An 18,270-nucleotide genomic window follows, 5' to 3' on the forward strand; every position below is an offset into this window, starting at 1 on the left:
TTATCCTTCGAGCTCTTTGAGTTTAAACTCTGAAAGTTCAAGCCGGGCGCGGCTTAACACGCGTTCGGCTTTTTCCCTGTCTCTTCGGCGAATATGTAGTGTGGCTGAGCCGTGATCAGCCCCAGGGAGATCATTCATCACTTTCATCGATTTTCCTACAATTTCAATCTTGGCACTAAACCAGCCCGCTTTGTAATTTATTTCTTCTACATCCCCGAAAGGAATGACAATCTCTTTCAATTCGGACTTAATGAGGCCAACAACGGTATCCTGGCTTTCTAATTCCAATACGAGTTCATCCTCTCCAATATGGAGTAAGCCCTTCGCTTCTGTCAGGCCGTAGTTTAGATTTTTAATTCGAAAAGGAATTCGCCTGCTCATAGTATACTCAGATTGAAATTTCTGTTGGTTAAAGTATTGTATTTATGAATGATTCAAAATCATTACTGTTCAAAACATCATAAATCTTATAGAGTTTTTCATTTCCACCCATTCATAGCGGATTTCAGGTGTAGCGAAGCTCTCCCTTCTTTTTTCGAAGATATTAGCAACTTACCTTTAGAAGGTGCCTAGCCAGCAGATAGGCATTAAGTATGAATCTTTGGTAATCCCAATCACAAAATATCAGGTTGAGAGAAAATAGATAGCCTGTAGAGGTGATAAGGATCTGTCTTCATGGCTGATCGTTTATGACGGTTGTGAATCAAAATATAGATTCTCTTGCGGTGATCATCTTCAAAATGTAAATTGAAAACATTGTAGTAAAAAAACAGAGAGAAAAATAGAATTGAAATGGGGACAATTCTACATAAGATTGTTGGATTATTATGTTTGGCCGGTTTATTAGCCTTTCCGGGTAGTAATCTCTTTGGGCAATCATCTGTTGTTATAAATGAATTTATGGTGGACCCGCCACCGGAATATATCTCCTATGTGGAGTTATATAACATCGGCACTGATGCTGTAAACCTTGAGGGCTGGCAGTTATTCCAAAGAGATGGAACAGATAACAATGGAGGGGTGATTTCTGATCAGGAAATCATTCTTGAACCGGATGAATTTATCGTAATTACACCTGATGCCGCCACTCTTGAGTTTATTTACGGTGATGTGAACCGGATTGAGATGTCACTATTTCCAGAGTTTGACAGGCTGGCGGGGGATGAGATTCGGTTGTTAAGTAACACGGCAGAAGCAGTTGATTCACTCAAATATACCATTGCGGAATGGGGTGGAGCTGGGGTGGCTCTGGAGAGAAGGCGCGCGGATTTTCCTTCAATTTATAGCGAGAACTGGGCTGAGTCACCTTCCGAGCTTTTAGGCACTCCCGGAGAAAGAAATCTTGTCGACAATGAGTTTCCTTTCACAATTACAGGAATTCAGGTGAGTTCGGACGGGGATATCTTCCTCATTTTTAATTCAGATGTAAATCCGGTTGACGTCTATCCGGGAAATTTCAATCTGGATGGACGTGAGCCAATCTCAGCTGTTTTGACTGACCCTAATATTGTACGGCTTCAGTTTGATGCACAGCCGGAATCCGGAGATAAAACGGTGCGTACCGGAGAAATCCGAAGCCTGCCGGGATGGGCAATTAATGACGATGAGGAGTTTGTATTTACGATTTACGACACACATACAGCGGGTGATATTGTGGTTAACGAGTTTATGTATGATCCACCGCAAGGTTATCCTTCTTATGTGGAGCTATTCAACAGAAGCGATAAGTACTTAAATCTGAGAAACTGGAAGCTGCTGCGCAAGGAGATCTCTTCAAATCCGGGAGGGGTTATATCTACCGGCCCCATAACTATTGGTCCAGGAAATTATCTTGTTGTGACAGACAATTACAATGCACTGGAAAATGTATTTGGAGAAGTTCATGCCGTTCAAATGAATGATTTTCCAGGTTTTACTTCAACCCTGCCGGAGCAGATACGAATAATGGATGCTTCAGGTGTTCTTGCAGATTCATTAGAATATATACCGTCTGTATGGGGAGGAAGAGAGATTGCACTGGAGCGTAAAAGCCCGGACGTTGCTTCCATTTATGCTGAAAACTGGGCTGAGTCGCCGGCCACCTTGCTGGGTACGCCGGGTGAACAAAATCAGGTTCAGCCCGATTCAGACAGGCCCGTTTTGAATGAAGTGAGTTTTTACGAGAATCGCGGGCTCCGATTGCGGTTCAGTAAAACGATAGATCCTGAAAGTGCTATGCAGCAAAGTAGTTACAGCCTCGAGCCGGCAATTGGCATCCTCGAAATCAACGCAGAGAAGAATGAAGTTTTAATTCATTTACGTCAGGAGTTTCAAAATGGGAGACAATACACGATCACTGTTGATGGTGTGAAAGATCTGTTTGGAAATGAGCTCCAGCAAACATCCAGAACGTTGGAATTTTTGGAGTTTGATGAAGCATCTCCCGGTGATTTGGTGATCAATGAAATCCTGTATCGGAGGGAAAGGGCAGGGAGTCCCGAATTTGTTGAGATTTTTAATAGAACAGATAAAACAATTGATGTAAGTGGGTGGCAGTTTTTTACGGGATCAGGTAGTGCAACTCTGCCTCAAAACAGTGTTTTAAGGGGAAGCAACTTTCTGGTTTTTACGGATCAACAAAATTTTGCAGGACAATCGCCTCAAATTATTTATCTGGCCGGATTCCCCGGGCTAAGAAATTCCGGAAGCAGTCTTGGATTCAGAAACAAAGAAGGAATTATTATGGATAGCTTGGCCTACAGTCCGGATTGGGGAAGTAACAGACCGGGAATTTCATTGGAAAGAAGAGATCCGGCTGCACTTTCGATAGATCCATTTAACTGGGAGGATAGCTCTGCGGAGATCGGGTCCACGCCGGCTGCAGAGAATAGTCGCTACGAAATAGATTTAACTCCGCCAAAGGTTCAGTTCGCAAACCTGAGCCATCCCGATTCACTTGAGATCGTATTCAGTAAATTTGTTGATCTAACAGAAACAGTTAACGGGCAGACTCAATTTTCAAGCTTTCCCTCAAATCAGTTGTCATCTTCAACACGGTTTTTAGTCAACGGAGAGGAGGCTGATGTAATTTTTTACGATAGGGGAAGTGCGAACCGGATTCTGCTCGACACAGGGCAAGTGCTTTTTGGTGAGGAAAATGTCTTAAGAGTAGAAGGACTAAGAGATTTTAAAGGCAATACCACAGCTGATGAAATTGAAATTGCGCAGCCGTTAACAATGGGCGATTTGATAATTAATGAGATTATGTATCATCCGCTATCGAGGGGAACCGACGGGGTGCCTGATCAGTCAGAATACCTGGAGATTTACAACAGACAGCCCTATGCAATATCACTGGAGGGAGTTTATTTGCATGATGAACCGGACAATAGTAATAACTTCACGATAATAGACCCTGTTTCCTCTTCGCAGCGGTGGATACCGGCGAATGGCTTTGCATTGTTCTATCCTGAATCTGAGGATATTTCTCTGTCTGAGAGTCGAACAGGAATTGCTTTTGGTGTTCCGAAAGAGGACGACACATTTGGGTTGAGGGCAGATCGTACAAGTTTGAGTTTGACGTTGTCGGGGCGAACGGTCTATCTGGCAGATAGCACAGGTACGGTGATTGACAGGGTGGACTACAAACCGGAATGGCATAACCCTAATCTGATTACAACACAGGGTATTTCCCTTGAGCGAATCAATCCGGATTCTGATTCCGGTGATCCATCAAACTGGGGATCTCATTCAACAGTTATTGGGGGAACACCCATGGCGCGGAATAGTCTTACTCAGCAGCCGGAGAGCGAGAATCGGCCAGAAGGAGTAACTCTTTCCCCCAATCCTTTCTCTCCTGATAATGATGGAGTAGACGATAATCTGGTTATCAATTATCAATTTGAGAATCCGGATTACATGTTGAAGGTGAGGATTTATGATCGATATGGTCGCTTAGTGCGAAATCTTGCAAACAGCTATGCAGCCGGCTTAAATGGATCATTAATATGGGATGGACGCACTGATGACGGACAGAGAAATCGTATAGGTATCTACATTGTTTACGTGGAGGCTTATAACGGCTCCACCGGGAGTAAAAAAGTTTTCAGGGAGACGGTAGTGTTGGCGAGGAGGTTTTAGTTAAACTATTGATGATAGTTGTTTTTTATTTCATGACTTACGTTTAAAGGCAAAAAAAACAGTTGTAAAAAAAATATATATAAGTACTATATCGTTTCACCATTAACTAAATCATTTATTATCAAGACTAAGCATATAAACAAAATTATAATAATATTTTTGGTGCTGCTGTTTACCGGTGGCTTTACAACTTCACAAAGTAATGAAGTATTAGAGGGCCCTATATTTGTGAGCAACTCATCTCTCTCCACTATCTCCGGTGGTGATTGTGAAGGTTCTTGTGTTAGTGCTGAGTCATGGCAATATTGCGTTGCTTATTCCGAAATGCGGTGGGGTGAGAGGAATCGAACAGCTGAAGAAGCTGAGGAGTGTGAAGATGAAGATGAGGAGGTAATTGAGATAACTTAGAGCTTTGTGGCTTTAAAATTAATTTTTTAAAAAAGGGCAGGTACAAATTTATTTAATTATAATCTGCCCTTTTAATAATATAAGGTTTAAACTTTATTCTATGTTCAGGATACAAGTCTTTATCGCGATTACAGTTTTAATACTTTTGTTATTCATATCTTGTGTTGATCATCAAGAGCAAAGCCCATTTGGTGAAATTGAATTACAAAATGTTGAATCACCTGTATTACTTGATGATCAGGTTATTTTTCCATTAAAAACACTAAGAGATGGTGACAAGATCTATGTTACAGATAGATCAAATAAACCTTCTGTTTGGATATTCAGAATTGATGAAGCGAATGACCTACATCTGTTTAGGGAGTTAGGAAGAGAAGGGAGGGGCGGGGGTGAATTCCTGGCGCCTGACCAAATTTTTCCTCAGAATAACGGTAGAGGAATATTCGTGTATGATACCGGTGGCCGTAAACTTGTAAGAATAAACAACCAATTTGCAATTGAATCAAATGAATACTCTTTCCGGACTAGCGGAATGCCTACCAATATATATTCAATTTCAGAAGATCTTTTTCTTGTGACAGGAATTCTACCAGAATCAAAATTTGAAATATTTGAAAAAAGAGATTTTGAGTTAACAAGGAGTAAGAGTTTTGGGGAGTTGACATCACTGGGTGATCAGTTTGGGAAATTACATTTGGCCTCGGCCTGGAGATCTCAGTCCGTATACCATTCAGGGATGGACCGTTTAGCACTTTTTTCAAGTTATGCTGAACGAATTGAATTGTATGGATTGGATGGAGAGTTATTGCATACAGTCAGCAGTGATGAACACGATGTTCCCAGAGTAAGTTATGCTGGTTCTGAATTTGTATTTCAAGATGATGCTATTATTTCTTATGTAAGTGCTGCTTCAGATCAGAATTATATATATGCACTCTATTCAGGTAATAATTACGGAGCTGATGGTGCAGGAAACGGGTCGGTTCTACATGTATTTGACTGGGACCTGAACTTTATTGAAGGCTTTCAGCTGGATCATTTCAGCGTTTCAATTTCTGCTGATGACGGTAAAGTCTATTCGACTCAAAATCACCCCGAGGCGGCAATAAGGTTGATTGAATTAAATCTTACTGATTAAAGAACGATACAGACTATTTCGGCCTTTCACATTTTACTTTCACTGTATTTTGACACTTTTTAAGTGATCAAATTCCAATCCTTCCTGCAAGTTCATCCACAAACAGTTGGTGCTCCTCTTTCATAAATACACTTCGCAGTATTTGAACGGTTTCAGTATCTGCTTGGTAATTTGGAAAACGAGTCGTGAATCGCTCTGAAGGAATTTTGAATAGACTAAGGTGATAGCTTTCGGATGGGTTCTCCCGTTTCATTCCTTTTTCAAATACAGAAAGGCTCAGTTTATTAATTTCAGATGTTTTTACCATTTCGGGAATAGGGAAATAGCCAACGATGTCCAGGTCCGGCTCCTGGTAAAGCTGAAAAGAGCTGCTATCCTTTAAAAGATTTGAGAACTGCACAGTGGCTTCTCGTGCTTTCTTAAGTACGGATCCAAGCCCAGACTCTGTAAGGGGCAGCATCTGCAGGGTAGCCCAAAAGGCTGCGGCAGAAGCTCCGGCGCGGGAACACTCCAGGCTGATTTCGCCCAGGTGAAGATCTTCTGAAGTAAAGTAGGTATAGGGTGAATCGTGTTTGTAATATTTTCCCACAGAAGGATCCTTATAAAGAATGCTTCCGCACCCGTAAGGTTGCAATCCATGCTTGTGCGGATCAATCACGATACTATCGGCATCGCTCAAACAGTGCCACTCTTCTCTTTTTGGAAGATTATCTTTGATTAATGAGAAAAATCCACCGTATGCGGCATCAACATGGATTCGGATAGAGTGCTTTCTGGCGATATCAAGAATTTTTGAAAGGGGTTCGGTGGTTCCCAGGCCGGTTGTACCCATGGTAACCACGATTGTGCCGATTCCGTCCGCGTGATTTTCAATAAAATTGAGATCGGGATTATCGTTTATATCAACCGGTATTTCCAGAAATTTAGTGTTCAATACGTGGCACATTCGCCTGTGCGTATAATGTGCATTCGATGTGGCCGCAATTGCTTTATCAGGGTGGATTTCGCGTGAAACAAAAAGAGCTTCCAGATTGGCAATAGTACCGCCAGAGGTCAGATGGCCTAAATAGGTGTCGCCATATCCAACCATGTTTGCGAGCTCTTTGACTGCTTCTTTTTCCATTTCGGAGGTTGGCGGTCCGCCATCCAAAGCGTGGTTATTAGGATTGACGGTTGCCGTTAACATATAAGCAAGCCAGGCAATTGGGTGTGGAGGTTTAAGCATTTGCCCTGCATAAGAAGGGTGATGAAATGGGTAGTTCCCTTCAAGGCGTTCTTCCAGCTTATCCAGAATCGATTCGATCTCCGTTAGCTCAGCATGATCGTTCTGAGCTCCAAATTGGGAGCGCCAAGCATCCAGTTTACGCAGCACTTTTTCTATAGCGGGTAGATAGGGTGTAAATTGATTCAATAATCTGAAATTAGATTAATATAAAAGACACACCTACAGATAATACCTGTGCAACCTGCAGCTCTTTGGAATAGTCATCATCATAAATGAAGTCCAGCCTGAGGGAGGCATTCATGAAATCATTGATTTTTCCGGTAAACTGATTTGTCACAAAAACATCGGTACTGCTAATAGCTTTATTCAAATTGGTGAACATCTCAAGGGATGAAGAGAGGCTCAGGTTGGTCCCAAGTGTTCTGTCGTACGCCACGGCAAAAGTTAATCCGGCCTCATTTCTAAACGTATCGCCTTCGTCCAGGCCGTAAAGGGTTGAAAGGGATTCATTCTGCACAAAGGTTTGCTGAAGACCTAAACCTGTTTCAAGAGAAAAATTATCTGAAGGGACGTAAGCCAGACCGGCATTTTCACTCAGGTAACCGGGAGCCATGAACTCAGAAATGAAGAGGTCGCTGCCGTCGGGTGCTTCACCATATTCATATCCTTTAGCAAACTGTGTTCTAAAATTAATGTTACCAAATAGTTTGAAGTCGCTCTGTCGGTCTGCTCCCAGGTCATATAAAAACCGATTGCGAACGGATAGCCGGTCGTCCGTTTTACGAACACCTTCACCCTCAATTTTAGTTTGGCCATAACGAGTGTTCAGTTCAAATATGTATGCGAATCGTTCTTTCTTATATGCTGCGGTGTAAGCAGAATTTCCTGTAAATGCCAGATTGTTTATTCCGCCTTGCGACCAGTTTGAATAGGCTGCCTGGGAACCGTTTAATCCTGCAACCCAGCTTAAATCCCATCCATCTAAAGAATCGGGGATGGCAACGTCCTGAGCCTGAAGTGTGAAAGTTGTAGAGAGAAGGAGTAATAGTAGCAGAGATAGTTTATTCATGGTTTTATTTAGAATTATGAAATACTCTTATTTAAAATAATAGAATCAGGGAGACCATTTTTTAAACCTACTTCTATCTGCTCATTCAGCTTTGTTGGAATATTCATCCCAATAACAGTAGCCTGAATAGGGAATTTGCGATGCCCCCGATCTACGAGTACTGAAACGAAAATTTTATTAAATCGTTCTCTGTTCGGTATTTTATCCAATCCTTTCAGGATGGTTTCGCCACTAAAGATTACATCATCCACTATAACCAGGACCGTGTTTTCGTTGACGGGTTGAGACAGGGTGAAGGAGTCATTCGAATGTGCCCAGAGTTGTTCAGAGTGAACCGGTGAATCAGATCCCTTTTTGATAAAAAGGCAGAGCTGTTCGGCGAGTGCGTAACCTCGTTCATTTAGGCCGATTAACTGTATCTGCTTACCGTGTGCTTCTTCAACTATTTGGTAAGCCATTCGTCTAACGGTTCTTTCAATTCTGTTGCGGTCTGATAGAATCATGAGATTAAATAAGTTGCCTAAAATTATATAGAAAGTATTCAATTTAGTATACTATATACAAGTACGGATATTGTAAATTCGAAGAACAAAGGGAGTAAGATGAATAATTTAGTTAAACAATCGATTTTAGCCGGCAGCACCTTCGCCGGAGGTGTAGTTGCAGGTTTTTTTATGAGCAACAGAAGAGCTGATCTGCAGAAAGCTTTTCATACAACCAGAGAAAAATCAAAAGTAATGGTTGATTCTGTTCTTAATCGAACCAATCAATATTCTGAATTTGGTAAGGTTCGTCTGAGCACATTTAAAAACGACTTAGCGAAAAATTTTAAAGATCCAATTCCTGATCTTTACAAAGCAACCGAATCGCTCACAGCTGATGATCTGGAACTGAAAATTCCCCGATAATGAGGGCCCGGTATAACGAATCTCTACTCCAATGGATTTGGGAAAACCTTGAGTTTAATGTAAATAATCTCAGAACACAGGGTGGCCAATCTATGCAAATCCTAGATCCCGGTCGTAAAAACAGCGGGGCAGGTCCCGACTTTCTAAATGCGTGCATCTCCATAAATGGGATCAAGCTTTTCGGTTCAGTTGAAATTCATAACCACGAAAAAGAGTGGTTTGAGCATTCCCATCAAAAAAACCCTGACTTTAACAGTGTTATATTGCATGTAGTTTTAGAAGGAAACACCGGTACTGCAAAAACATCAGATGGGCACAAGCCCGCACTATTCAATGTTAGCCCGAAGTTGAATAAAGCCTTATATAAATTACTGAATATAAAAGAGCAGGGTGCCTTACCGTGTGCAGGTAGTGTCACAAACATTCATCAGCGTGCTTTTGAAATACAGATAGAGAGAGCCCACAAAGAGTATTTTAATTATAAAGTAGATGAATTAATGGCGGGCTATGATCCCGGTCTTCCGCCATCCATTGCCTGGAGAAAGGCTTTTCTTTTACAGCTGTACAGCGCACTGGGCATTCCCTCCAACCGTATTTCGATGGAGCGATTAGTACAAGATGTAATTCAACAGGTCAAAACAGCATCAATCGGTAGGGAAGAGTTTGTTGAGCAGGTGTTGGCTCTGGCTTTTGAGTATAAAGAAAGCGAAAAGTATAACTGGAATTTCTCAGGGATGAGACCTGGCAGCCAGCCAAAAAACAGAGTACGGCAAGCCGCAATATTGCACTATCAGTTCATCAATATAGAATTTGAAACATACCTGAAATCAGGTGTAGATTCATGGAAATCCTTAATGGATTCTTTATCCAAGCCGGAGTTGCCTGGTAATTCCAGGATGGAAATTATACACAAAACGGTTTTTCTTCCATCTATATATCTGCTTGGCGATCTGTTTTTTGCCAAAAAATTATGTTCAAGTGCATATAACAGCTGGGTTAGCGCGATTGTGCAACTTCCCAAAGAAGTACGCCGCCCATTTGAAGAGTCAGGATTTGAGATTGCAAAAAGTGTAAAAAAGTTTGGCCTGGCTCATCAATACAAAAGATTTTGCAAGAAGAGAAACTGTCATAAATGTGAGGTGTTTAAAAGTGTAATTAATCCTTGACACATAAAAATCTTGTTTCTATCTTTGGTTTCTGTCAATTCGATGAATTGCCCGGTCGTCTAATGGCAGGACAGCTGGTTTTGGTCCAGTCAGTGGGGGTTCGAATCCTCCCCGGGCAACATGTCATAATAAAAGGATGCCAGAGAGGTACTCCTTTTTCTTTTTTATAAACCTTTACTTGTCAATCCGTTGGATACGCCATTAGCTATTTTTGCCGGTCGAAGTAATCTTGCACTGGCCAGGGCCATTGCAGAGAGCTACGGCGCCGATTTGGGTGAAGTGACGATCAAATCTTTTTCTGATGGCGAATTGTATGTAAAGTATGAGCAGAGTATCAGGGGTGAAGACATATTTGTGATTCAGTCTACACCTCCGCCCGGCGATAACATCATTGAATTATTACTCTTGCTGGATGCTGCAAAAAGAGCATCCGTTAAACGTGTAACGGCGGTTATTCCATATTTTGGATATGCGCGTCAAGATCGAAAAGATCAGCCGAGAGTTTCCATCGCTTCAAAGATGATGGCAAACTTACTGGTGGAGGCCGGCGCAGATCGAATATTGACAATGGATCTTCACGCTTCGCAGATACAGGGATTTTTTGACATTCCATTAGATCATCTATACGCGAGCCGGATTTTTATTGAGCATTTCACTGAGAATCCAATTGAAAACCTGGTCGTTGTGGCACCCGATGTGGGAAGTTTGAAGATGGCGCGGGCTTACTCTAAAAAGCTTGGTGCTAGTCTCGCGTTTATAGATAAGCGGAGACCGAAGCAGAATGTTGCCGAGGTGATGAATATTATCGGTGAAGTTGAAGGAAAAAATGTATTGATCGTAGATGATTTGATTGATACTGCAGGGACGATTACAAATGCCGCAGTTGCTCTCAAAGAGAGAGGAGCATTGAATATTGTTACAACTTGTACACACCCGATTTTGTCGGGGCCTGCGTATCAGCGAATTGAAGATTCACCGATCGATCAGTTGTTAGTAACGGATACGGTTCCATTGAGGAAGCCATCCGATAAAATTAAAGTATTAAGTGTTGCGGGTATTTTTGCTGAGGCTATTCAGCGTATCCATACCAACGACACTATTAGTGCACTTTTTGATGATTAATCAATAATTGAAAAAACCATGAAGCAACCGGAAATATATAAACTGGAAGGCGAGAAAAGAGATTTAGGGAAAAAATCAGTTGCTCACTTGAGAGATGAGCTGAAAGTACCTGCTGTTCTTTACGGTCCTAAAGTTGAAGAGAACGTCCATTTTTCCATTTCGGAAGTGGATATTGAGAAGATTCTTTCATCTTCTGAAACCAAGCTGCAAGAGTTGACCGTTGATGGCACAACCTATAATACTCTACTGAAAAATGTTGAATTCGATCCGGTTACCGACCGGGTTCTACATGCTGATTTCTATGTGCTTGATGAATCACAGCGTGTAAAACTGAAGATTCCAATTCGACTGACAGGAACGGCTATCGGTGTTCGCGACGGTGGTGGACGTGTATTCCAAACCATGCGAATTGTACGTGTTAAAGTAATGCCTGATAAAATTCCCGCAGAATTTGAATTGGATATTACCGATCTCGGTATTGGAGATTCACTGCACGTAAGTGAGTTGGATATGGAAGGAATTAATCCACTGGACGACCCGCGACGAACAATTGTAACCATCGCGCCTCCTAAATCTGAAGCTCTGTTTACCACTTCTATTGAACCTGAAGAGGAAGAACTTCTTGAAGGTGAAGAAGCTGAAGAACTTCTTGAAGGTGAAGAGGCTCCTGAGGGAGAAGAAGCAGCTGAAGGCGAAGAAGAGAAAAAAGAAGAATAACATAGTATTCTGATATGGCGCTGATTGTTGGCCTGGGTAATCCCGGTGCGGAGTATGATGGTTCTCGCCATAACGTTGGTTTTGAGGTTGTAGATAACCTTGCCGATAAACTTTCCATTTCTTTTGATCCCGATAACGGTCTTTACCACAAAGGTGAAGGCCGTTTCAAGGGACAATCCGTAGTTCTGATCAAGCCTACCACTTACATGAACAGAAGCGGCAAAGCCATTACAAAAGCAATAGCAGAGACGAACAGCCGAAAGTCTGATTGTTTGGTTTGTTACGACGATATCAATCTGGACGTTGGGCAGATCCGGCTAAGACCGGGAGGAAGTGCAGGCGGACATAATGGCATCACAGATATTATTGAAAAACTGCAAACAAAATCTTTTCCCAGACTTAGAGTTGGTGTAGGAAATGACTTTCCCAGAGGGAGACAGGCAGATTATGTGTTGCAAAAGTTTACAGCAGAAGAGCGAGATATTATTACTAAAGTAATTGACCTTGCATCGGATGCAATTTTAACGTTTATTCGTGGTGGTATTGATACCGCAATGAATGAATATAACTAACTACATAGCGTTATTTATCGCTAAAAATAATCAAAATAATCATCATGCTTAACACAATAATTATCCTTATTCCGCTTGCCGGGGTACTGGCATTACTGTTTACCTATATCCGTGCTAAATGGGTTAGCAGACAGGAAGTTGGTACCGAAAAAATGGAACGCATCAGCCAGAATATTGCCAAGGGTGCGATGGCATTCCTCAAAGCAGAATATAAAGTTCTCAGTATATTTGTAATCATCGTGGCAATTCTTTTAGGGCTTCAGGGTGCAAGCGCGGAGAACTCATCGGTACTCGTATCCTTTTCATTTATTGTAGGGGCGTTGTGTTCCGGTCTGGCAGGCTTCATTGGAATGCGCGTTGCTACCAAAGCCAACGTAAGAACAACCAATGCAGCAAGAACTAGCTTAGGACAAGGCTTAAACGTAGCCTTCAACGGTGGTTCTGTAATGGGGCTCGGTGTTGTAGGTCTTGGAGTTTTGGGATTAGGGCTTCTGTTCCTGTTGTACACCAATATGTTTGGTACTGAAATTAATAATGTTCAGCAGGTACTTACTGTAATCACAAGTTTCTCATTTGGAGCATCATCTATTGCACTTTTTGCTCGTGTGGGCGGTGGTATTTATACAAAAGCAGCCGATGTTGGTGCCGACCTTGTAGGAAAAGTTGAAGCCGGCATTCCTGAAGATCATCCATTGAACCCTGCTACCATTGCAGATAATGTAGGTGATAATGTAGGTGATGTTGCAGGTATGGGCGCTGACCTTTTTGAGTCTTACGTTGGGTCAATAATCGGTACAATGGTATTGGGTGCCGCATTCATGGGACTTGGAGGTTTCGAATTAACCAATGAGTTTGGTGGGCTGAATGCAGTGCTGCTGCCTTTGGTTCTCGCTGCTGTAGGGATTGTAACATCCATTATTGGAACATTTTTTGTAAGAGTAAAAGAGGGTGGAAATGCTCAAAGAGCGTTAAATACCGGTGAATTTGTTTCTGCTTTCATTATGTTGATTGCATCCTATTTGATTATTAATTGGATGCTTCCGGGATCGTGGGAGTTTGGCGGAATTACGTTTACCGCAATGGGAGTTTTTTGGGCTACTATTTTTGGCCTTGCCGCAGGTCTGTTGATCGGGCTCATCACCGAGCACTATACAGGAACTGATACCAAGCCGGTATGGTCCATTGTAAAGCAATCTGTTACAGGTGCTGCTACAAATATTATCGCCGGCGTAGGGGTTGGTATGATCTCAACAGCCATTCCAATTGTGATTATTGCAGTTGCCATTCTGGGAGCTTATCACTTTGCCGGATTATACGGAATTGCAATTGCCGCTGTGGGAATGCTGTCCAACACAGGAATCCAGCTTGCCGTGGATGCTTACGGTCCTATATCTGATAATGCCGGTGGTATTGCAGAGATGTCTGAGCTTCCGCCTGAAGTGAGAGAGAGAACTGACAAATTGGACGCGGTTGGTAATACAACGGCAGCGATCGGTAAAGGATTTGCCATTGGGTCTGCAGCCTTAACTGCGCTTGCGCTTTTTGCAGCTTATATCACAGCGTATAACACAACAAACCCGGAAAGTATTATAACAGCGATTGATATTACAGCACCGAGTGTAATGGCTGCTCTTTTTGTGGGTGCTATGTTACCTTACCTATTCTCCGCTCTTTCAATGCAGGCCGTGGGTCGTGCCGCAATGAGTATGATTGAAGAGGTCCGCCGCCAGTTCCGTGACATCCCCGAGCTTACCAAAGCACTGGATGCCATGAGAAGAAATGAAGGAAAGCAACTGGCAGACTGGAGTGATGACGACCGTTTGCTCTTTGACGCAGCTGACGGTAAAGCGGAATATGAAAAATGTGTAGCCATTTCAACTCAGGCTTCTATCCGTGAAATGATTGCGCCCGGCCTTCTTGCCGTAATCGTACCGGTTCTATTCGGTTTCTTAGGCGGACCCTTGATGCTGGGTGGACTTCTTGCAGGTGTTACTGCATCCGGAGTTTTGCTTGCGCTTTTCCAATCAAACGCCGGTGGTGCCTGGGATAATGCCAAGAAGATGATTGAAGAAGGTGTAGAAATTGATGGAAAATCATATGGTAAGGGCTCAGAAGTACATAAAGCGGCTGTTGTTGGCGATACTGTTGGTGATCCGTTTAAAGACACATCAGGGCCTTCCTTGAACATTCTGATTAAGTTGATGGCCGTTGTTGCTCTTGTTATTGCAACAATGATCTAAACAACTTTTATATTTGAAGTTTTTAAAAGCCCCGATGAGAAATTGTCGGGGTTTTTTATTTGTTTGAAGTTTAAAGTTTCAAAAAAAATCGGTTAATATGGCAGACTTGTTTAAACTAATTTTTGAGCACGATATACGTCTTGATCAATTAAGGGAAAGGCAGCTCGATAGAGATTTACAGGAGGTAACGGGCAGTGTAGAGGATTTTTTAAAACCGGACCCTACCTATTCAAAGTTCTATTTTTCAGGTACAGTACTGAACAAAAATGAGTTCGGGCTGAACTGCTTGTCATATTATGATGAATGGATTAATCGTTTTTCAGATGCTCTTTCGGAGTATCAGGCATTTCGCGGTGATGATCGGGTATCATTGAGAGAAGGTATAAATTCAGTGAAAATGGGTGAGCCTCTTATTCTATCAAAAGGAGATATAAATAATTGGATAGATCAGGATTTAAAGCTTGAATTCGATAGCAATGTAGGTCATAAAAAAGCCGGACTGGCCAATGTATTAGAGGGTGATGATCTTGTTCTATATAAAGAGCCAGCTCACAATGGTTTTGATCTCCATCTCTTTTCAAAAGAAAATATTTACACATCATTTTTCGAACAGTTCAAAAGTATGGTCTCAGAACAGTTCCGATTTTTTAGTATCAATGGGAAAAGAGTGCGCTCTGAGCGTAAATTCTATTTTGAAACATGGACCCTGGACCGGCCGCCGCATGGAGCGGAAGAGGTATTTAAAGATACTGTATTGTAGTAACGTGGGTTCGACATAAGAATCTTGAATATGATTCTCCTCTCCTTTGTAAGTGCACATACCTAATCTGATAGTGGTTTTAACCACCCCTAAATCCCCTCCTTGAAAAAGGAGGGGACTTTTTCAATACCTTTGAATTGTAGTAGTGATTAGATCAATTTTGCAACGATGATCAAACGAGGAGATTCTGAGAGAAATGGAGCTCCGTCATAATCACCGTAAGTCTCTACGATTTTAAAACCACTTTCACCGAGTACGTTCCTGAACCATTCAAGTCCGTAAAGTTTTACCCGCTCTCTGTATTTTACGGGTTTATCTAAAGAATCATCTGAAAACTGTATGGTTTTAAAAACCATTCCGTCTTTAATTTTTCGAGTTACATTGTAGGTGAGATTTTCATACATGCCGCTCTCCGATGGGACAAGGTTTTTTTCTACATATTGGGGGTTGAGATAATCTATAAAAAAAACTCCCCCTTGGGCTAGCATTTTCTTGGTGTTTTTCAAAATTTTCCGGTTCTCTTCGTCTTCTAGAAAATATCCGAAAGTAGTGAATAGATTTACTATAGCATCAAATTGTTTAGGGAGAGGATCTCTCATGTCTCTTACAAAAAACTCCACATTTTCCAGGTTCTGCTGTTCTGCAATTCGTTTAGCTTTTTTAATAGCTTTTCTGGAAAGGTCAATTCCAATAACCTGATAGCCTCTTTGAGCAAGTGTGATTGAGTGGCGCCCCCGGCCACAACCCAGATCCAGGATGTTTCTATACTTTGATACAGGTATAACTTCTTCTATCAGGTCAGCTAAAGAAGCTGCTTCTATATCATCTCTGTTCGAGTATAGTTTTTCATACAAAGGGCTATCAAACCAATCTTTAAACCAGCTCATGTCGTGTAAATGTTAATTAAGTGTTGCTCGAATCCGGTCTCAATCTTAGGCTTTTAATTATTATCTTCCAAAAGTTTAGAATCAAAAGCAGATATGAATTATACAGACAAACTAAGAAGAGCAGTACAGTCGGCAAATTCAACTCTTTGTGTGGGATTAGATCCGGTTCCTGAAAAAATACCTATAACGCTCAGGCAGGAATACTCCAATGATGCTGACCTTATTTTTGAATTTTGCAGGCGAGTAGTGGAATCGACTAAAATCAATGCCTGCGCCTACAAACCAAATATTGCATTTTTTGAAGCATTGGGTGCTCCCGGGTGGGAAGCATTTGAAAAACTTTTGGACTTTATTCCAAGCAATCGAATTGTGATTGCGGATGCCAAAAGAGGGGATATAGGTAACACTGCAAGAATGTACAAGCACACCTATTTTGAACGCTATCAAACGGATGCCATCACTTTAAATCCACTGATGGGACTGGATACACTGGATCCTTTTCTGGAAGATAACTCGAAAGCAATATATGCGCTATCATTGACATCAAATTCAGGGTCAGCAGACTTTTTTCTGCGCCGTTTTCAAGGAAGGATGTCACTCAGTGAGTACATCGCCGAAGAACTATCTAAAAAACAGGAGATGAGTAAAGCACATATTGGAATGGTGGTTGGAGCAACACAGATTGATTCAATCTCTCCAGTAATACGTGCATTTCCCAGTGCCAGTTTACTTATACCTGGGATAGGGGCTCAGGGCGGTTCAATTGAAAAATTGAGTGTTGTACTTGAAAATCACATTGGAATCCCCATCATAAATTCATCCCGCGGCATTATTTACGCCGGAGGAGATGAAGAAAACTGGGCGGAGATCGTTTCACAGAAAGCATCAGAGCTGAAAGAAAATTTGAAAACTATTACCCAAAGATATGTCGAATAAATTACCTGAAGTCATTTTGTATACTGATGGTGCTTGCAGCGGAAATCCCGGTCCGGGAGGGTGGGGAGCGCTCTTGATCTGGAATGGAAAGCGAAAAGAGCTGAGCGGAGGAGAACCGGCAACCACAAATAACCGAATGGAGATGCGTGCGGTTATTGAAGGACTTAAAAAGTTGAATAAAAAATGCCATGTTAAGATTCATAGCGACAGCGCATTGATCATTAATGCATTTACACAGGGCTGGATTGAAAACTGGCAAAAGCGTGGCTGGAAGAAATCGAATAAAAAACCGGTTGAGAATAAAGAGCTTTGGCAGGAAATGCTTAAGGCTGCAGCTCCACATCGTGTTAGCTGGGTAAAAGTAAAGGGGCATTCAGATAATGAACTCAATAACCATGTGGATGCTCTTGCTGTGGCTGAGTCGCAAAAATATTTATAAAACAGTCAATAAATGAACTCTGTTTGAAATGAGAAGAGCCAGAAAAGAGACACCCCGTGCATCCAATAAAGAGATTTTTGGGTGGGCGATGTTCGATTTTGCCAATCAAGCATATACGCTGCTGATTATCACGGTGATTTTTCCGGTCCTGTTTACAACAGTTATTGTTGGTGATGCGGACAATGAATTTAGGCTTGGAAATTTACTGTGGAGTGTCGCACTCTCGGTGAGCTATTTTCTAGTGGTGCTGTCAGGCCCTGTTTTTGGAGCTATAATGGATTATTCAGCTCTTAAAAAGAAATTTCTTTTTTACAGCTATCTGCTGACAATAATCTCCACTGCGCTTCTCTATTTTGTTGAGCCTGGACTGGTTGTTTTAGGTGTAATACTTATTATCGTTTCAAATTTTGCTTATTCCATTGGAGAGAACTTTATAGCTTCATTTTTGCCAAGTCTTGGGCCACCGAGCGATTTAGGTAAAATATCCGGTTTTGGCTGGGCATTAGGCTATTTGGGGGGATTGGTAGCCGCAGGTTTTGTGATTGTATACCTGGGAGATGCCAC

Annotated in this window: 18 protein-coding genes and 1 tRNA gene; 14 read left to right on the forward strand and 5 right to left on the reverse strand. The window is 41.8% G+C overall.

Annotated features, from left to right (window positions below; translation table 11 throughout):
• A complete protein-coding gene (locus tag ACESM0_RS00230; protein WP_372902470.1) occupies window positions 1-381 on the reverse strand; it encodes a hypothetical protein in 381 nt (126 codons plus the stop codon).
• Between the two features lie 411 nt (window positions 382-792).
• Here ACESM0_RS00230 and ACESM0_RS00235 point away from each other — a divergent pair, with 411 nt between their 5' ends.
• The 3 genes from ACESM0_RS00235 (at window position 793) to ACESM0_RS00245 (ending at window position 5,665) form a co-directional block, all read left to right on the forward strand.
• Window positions 793-4,119 carry a lamin tail domain-containing protein gene (locus ACESM0_RS00235; protein WP_372902472.1) on the forward strand — a complete coding sequence of 1,109 codons (3,327 nt, stop codon included), beginning with the start codon at window positions 793-795 and terminating at the stop codon, window positions 4,117-4,119.
• 228 nt (window positions 4,120-4,347) lie between these two features.
• A complete protein-coding gene (locus tag ACESM0_RS00240) occupies window positions 4,348-4,527 on the forward strand; it encodes a hypothetical protein (RefSeq protein WP_372902474.1) in 180 nt (59 codons plus the stop codon).
• Window positions 4,528-4,627: 100 nt separating this feature from the next.
• Window positions 4,628-5,665, forward strand: coding sequence for a BF3164 family lipoprotein (locus tag ACESM0_RS00245; protein ID WP_372902475.1), 1,038 nt, complete (start codon window positions 4,628-4,630; stop codon window positions 5,663-5,665).
• A 67-nt stretch (window positions 5,666-5,732) separates the two neighbouring features.
• On the opposite strand, the gene ACESM0_RS00250 is transcribed toward ACESM0_RS00245, so the two are convergent.
• From ACESM0_RS00250 to ACESM0_RS00260, 3 genes are read right to left on the reverse strand one after another with little or no spacing between them, the layout of a single operon-like run.
• The gene (locus ACESM0_RS00250) at window positions 5,733-7,076 is read right to left on the reverse strand and encodes a pyridoxal phosphate-dependent decarboxylase family protein (RefSeq protein ID WP_372902477.1); all 1,344 of its coding nucleotides are present in this window, start codon (window positions 7,074-7,076) and stop codon (window positions 5,733-5,735) included.
• Window positions 7,077-7,086: 10 nt separating this feature from the next.
• Window positions 7,087-7,959 carry a DUF3078 domain-containing protein gene (locus ACESM0_RS00255; protein ID WP_372902479.1) on the reverse strand — a complete coding sequence of 291 codons (873 nt, stop codon included), beginning with the start codon at window positions 7,957-7,959 and terminating at the stop codon, window positions 7,087-7,089.
• Between the two features lie 14 nt (window positions 7,960-7,973).
• On the reverse strand, window positions 7,974-8,462 hold the full coding sequence (locus ACESM0_RS00260; RefSeq protein ID WP_372902481.1) for a phosphoribosyltransferase family protein: 489 nt from the start codon (window positions 8,460-8,462) through the stop codon (window positions 7,974-7,976).
• A gap of 99 nt (window positions 8,463-8,561) precedes the next feature.
• Here ACESM0_RS00260 and ACESM0_RS00265 point away from each other — a divergent pair, with 99 nt between their 5' ends.
• The 8 genes from ACESM0_RS00265 to ACESM0_RS00300 all read left to right on the forward strand — a co-directional run bounded on the left by ACESM0_RS00265 (window position 8,562) and on the right by ACESM0_RS00300 (window position 15,444).
• Complete coding sequence (locus ACESM0_RS00265) at window positions 8,562-8,867, forward strand: hypothetical protein (protein ID WP_372902483.1); 306 nt, start codon at window positions 8,562-8,564, stop codon at window positions 8,865-8,867.
• Entirely contained in the window at window positions 8,867-10,033 is a 1,167-nt protein-coding gene (locus tag ACESM0_RS00270; RefSeq protein ID WP_372902485.1) for a DUF2851 family protein, read from the forward strand. The genes ACESM0_RS00265 and ACESM0_RS00270 overlap by 1 nt, the downstream gene beginning before the upstream one ends.
• 48 nt (window positions 10,034-10,081) lie before the next feature.
• A tRNA-Gln gene (locus ACESM0_RS00275) sits at window positions 10,082-10,152 on the forward strand.
• Window positions 10,153-10,222: 70 nt separating this feature from the next.
• Window positions 10,223-11,155, forward strand: a complete 933-nt coding sequence (locus tag ACESM0_RS00280) for a ribose-phosphate diphosphokinase (RefSeq protein WP_372902487.1) — start codon at window positions 10,223-10,225, stop codon at window positions 11,153-11,155.
• A gap of 18 nt (window positions 11,156-11,173) precedes the next feature.
• Window positions 11,174-11,872 (forward strand): 50S ribosomal protein L25, encoded by a 699-nt coding sequence (locus ACESM0_RS00285; RefSeq protein ID WP_372902489.1) that lies wholly within the window; start codon window positions 11,174-11,176, stop codon window positions 11,870-11,872.
• 14 nt (window positions 11,873-11,886) lie between these two features.
• Window positions 11,887-12,444 carry an aminoacyl-tRNA hydrolase gene (pth, locus tag ACESM0_RS00290; RefSeq protein ID WP_372902491.1) on the forward strand — a complete coding sequence of 186 codons (558 nt, stop codon included), beginning with the start codon at window positions 11,887-11,889 and terminating at the stop codon, window positions 12,442-12,444.
• Between the two features lie 44 nt (window positions 12,445-12,488).
• Window positions 12,489-14,684: a sodium-translocating pyrophosphatase gene (locus tag ACESM0_RS00295; protein ID WP_372902493.1), complete on the forward strand. Its 2,196-nt coding sequence runs from the start codon at window positions 12,489-12,491 to the stop codon at window positions 14,682-14,684.
• Between the two features lie 97 nt (window positions 14,685-14,781).
• Complete coding sequence (locus ACESM0_RS00300; protein WP_372902495.1) at window positions 14,782-15,444, forward strand: hypothetical protein; 663 nt, start codon at window positions 14,782-14,784, stop codon at window positions 15,442-15,444.
• Window positions 15,445-15,593: 149 nt separating this feature from the next.
• Here ACESM0_RS00300 and ACESM0_RS00305 read toward each other — a convergent pair whose 3' ends face one another.
• Window positions 15,594-16,331, reverse strand: a complete 738-nt coding sequence (locus ACESM0_RS00305) for a class I SAM-dependent methyltransferase (RefSeq protein WP_372902497.1) — start codon at window positions 16,329-16,331, stop codon at window positions 15,594-15,596.
• A 93-nt stretch (window positions 16,332-16,424) separates the two neighbouring features.
• Here ACESM0_RS00305 and pyrF point away from each other — a divergent pair, with 93 nt between their 5' ends.
• The 3 genes from pyrF to ACESM0_RS00320 all read left to right on the forward strand — a co-directional run.
• The gene (gene pyrF / locus ACESM0_RS00310) at window positions 16,425-17,267 is read left to right on the forward strand and encodes an orotidine-5'-phosphate decarboxylase (RefSeq protein ID WP_372902499.1); all 843 of its coding nucleotides are present in this window, start codon (window positions 16,425-16,427) and stop codon (window positions 17,265-17,267) included.
• On the forward strand, window positions 17,257-17,706 hold the full coding sequence (gene rnhA / locus ACESM0_RS00315) for a ribonuclease HI (RefSeq protein ID WP_372902501.1): 450 nt from the start codon (window positions 17,257-17,259) through the stop codon (window positions 17,704-17,706). Before pyrF ends, rnhA begins: the two co-directional genes overlap by 11 nt.
• Window positions 17,707-17,734: 28 nt before the next feature.
• Window positions 17,735-18,270, forward strand: a 536-nt coding sequence (locus ACESM0_RS00320; protein WP_372902503.1) for an MFS transporter, incomplete at its 3' end; no start/stop codon positions are given.

Source organism: Rhodohalobacter sp., from assembly GCF_041686455.1.
Lineage (GTDB): Bacteria > Bacteroidota > Rhodothermia > Balneolales > Balneolaceae > Rhodohalobacter.

What these genes read in the sequence shown, in the direction of transcription:
- ACESM0_RS00230 (WP_372902470.1), bottom strand. Translation starts at nt 381, where the DNA reads ATGAGCAGGCGAATTCCTTTTCGAATTAAAAATCTAAACTACGGCCTG.
- ACESM0_RS00235 (WP_372902472.1), top strand. Translation starts at nt 793, where the DNA reads ATGGGGACAATTCTACATAAGATTGTTGGATTATTATGTTTGGCCGGT.
- ACESM0_RS00245 (WP_372902475.1), top strand. Translation starts at nt 4,628, where the DNA reads ATGTTCAGGATACAAGTCTTTATCGCGATTACAGTTTTAATACTTTTG.
- ACESM0_RS00255 (WP_372902479.1), bottom strand. Translation starts at nt 7,959, where the DNA reads ATGAATAAACTATCTCTGCTACTATTACTCCTTCTCTCTACAACTTTC.
- ACESM0_RS00260 (WP_372902481.1), bottom strand. Translation starts at nt 8,462, where the DNA reads ATGATTCTATCAGACCGCAACAGAATTGAAAGAACCGTTAGACGAATG.
- ACESM0_RS00265 (WP_372902483.1), top strand. Translation starts at nt 8,562, where the DNA reads ATGAATAATTTAGTTAAACAATCGATTTTAGCCGGCAGCACCTTCGCC.
- ACESM0_RS00270 (WP_372902485.1), top strand. Translation starts at nt 8,867, where the DNA reads ATGAGGGCCCGGTATAACGAATCTCTACTCCAATGGATTTGGGAAAAC.
- ACESM0_RS00285 (WP_372902489.1), top strand. Translation starts at nt 11,174, where the DNA reads ATGAAGCAACCGGAAATATATAAACTGGAAGGCGAGAAAAGAGATTTA.
- pth (WP_372902491.1), top strand. Translation starts at nt 11,887, where the DNA reads ATGGCGCTGATTGTTGGCCTGGGTAATCCCGGTGCGGAGTATGATGGT.
- ACESM0_RS00295 (WP_372902493.1), top strand. Translation starts at nt 12,489, where the DNA reads ATGCTTAACACAATAATTATCCTTATTCCGCTTGCCGGGGTACTGGCA.
- ACESM0_RS00300 (WP_372902495.1), top strand. Translation starts at nt 14,782, where the DNA reads ATGGCAGACTTGTTTAAACTAATTTTTGAGCACGATATACGTCTTGAT.
- ACESM0_RS00305 (WP_372902497.1), bottom strand. Translation starts at nt 16,331, where the DNA reads ATGAGCTGGTTTAAAGATTGGTTTGATAGCCCTTTGTATGAAAAACTA.
- pyrF (WP_372902499.1), top strand. Translation starts at nt 16,425, where the DNA reads ATGAATTATACAGACAAACTAAGAAGAGCAGTACAGTCGGCAAATTCA.
- rnhA (WP_372902501.1), top strand. Translation starts at nt 17,257, where the DNA reads ATGTCGAATAAATTACCTGAAGTCATTTTGTATACTGATGGTGCTTGC.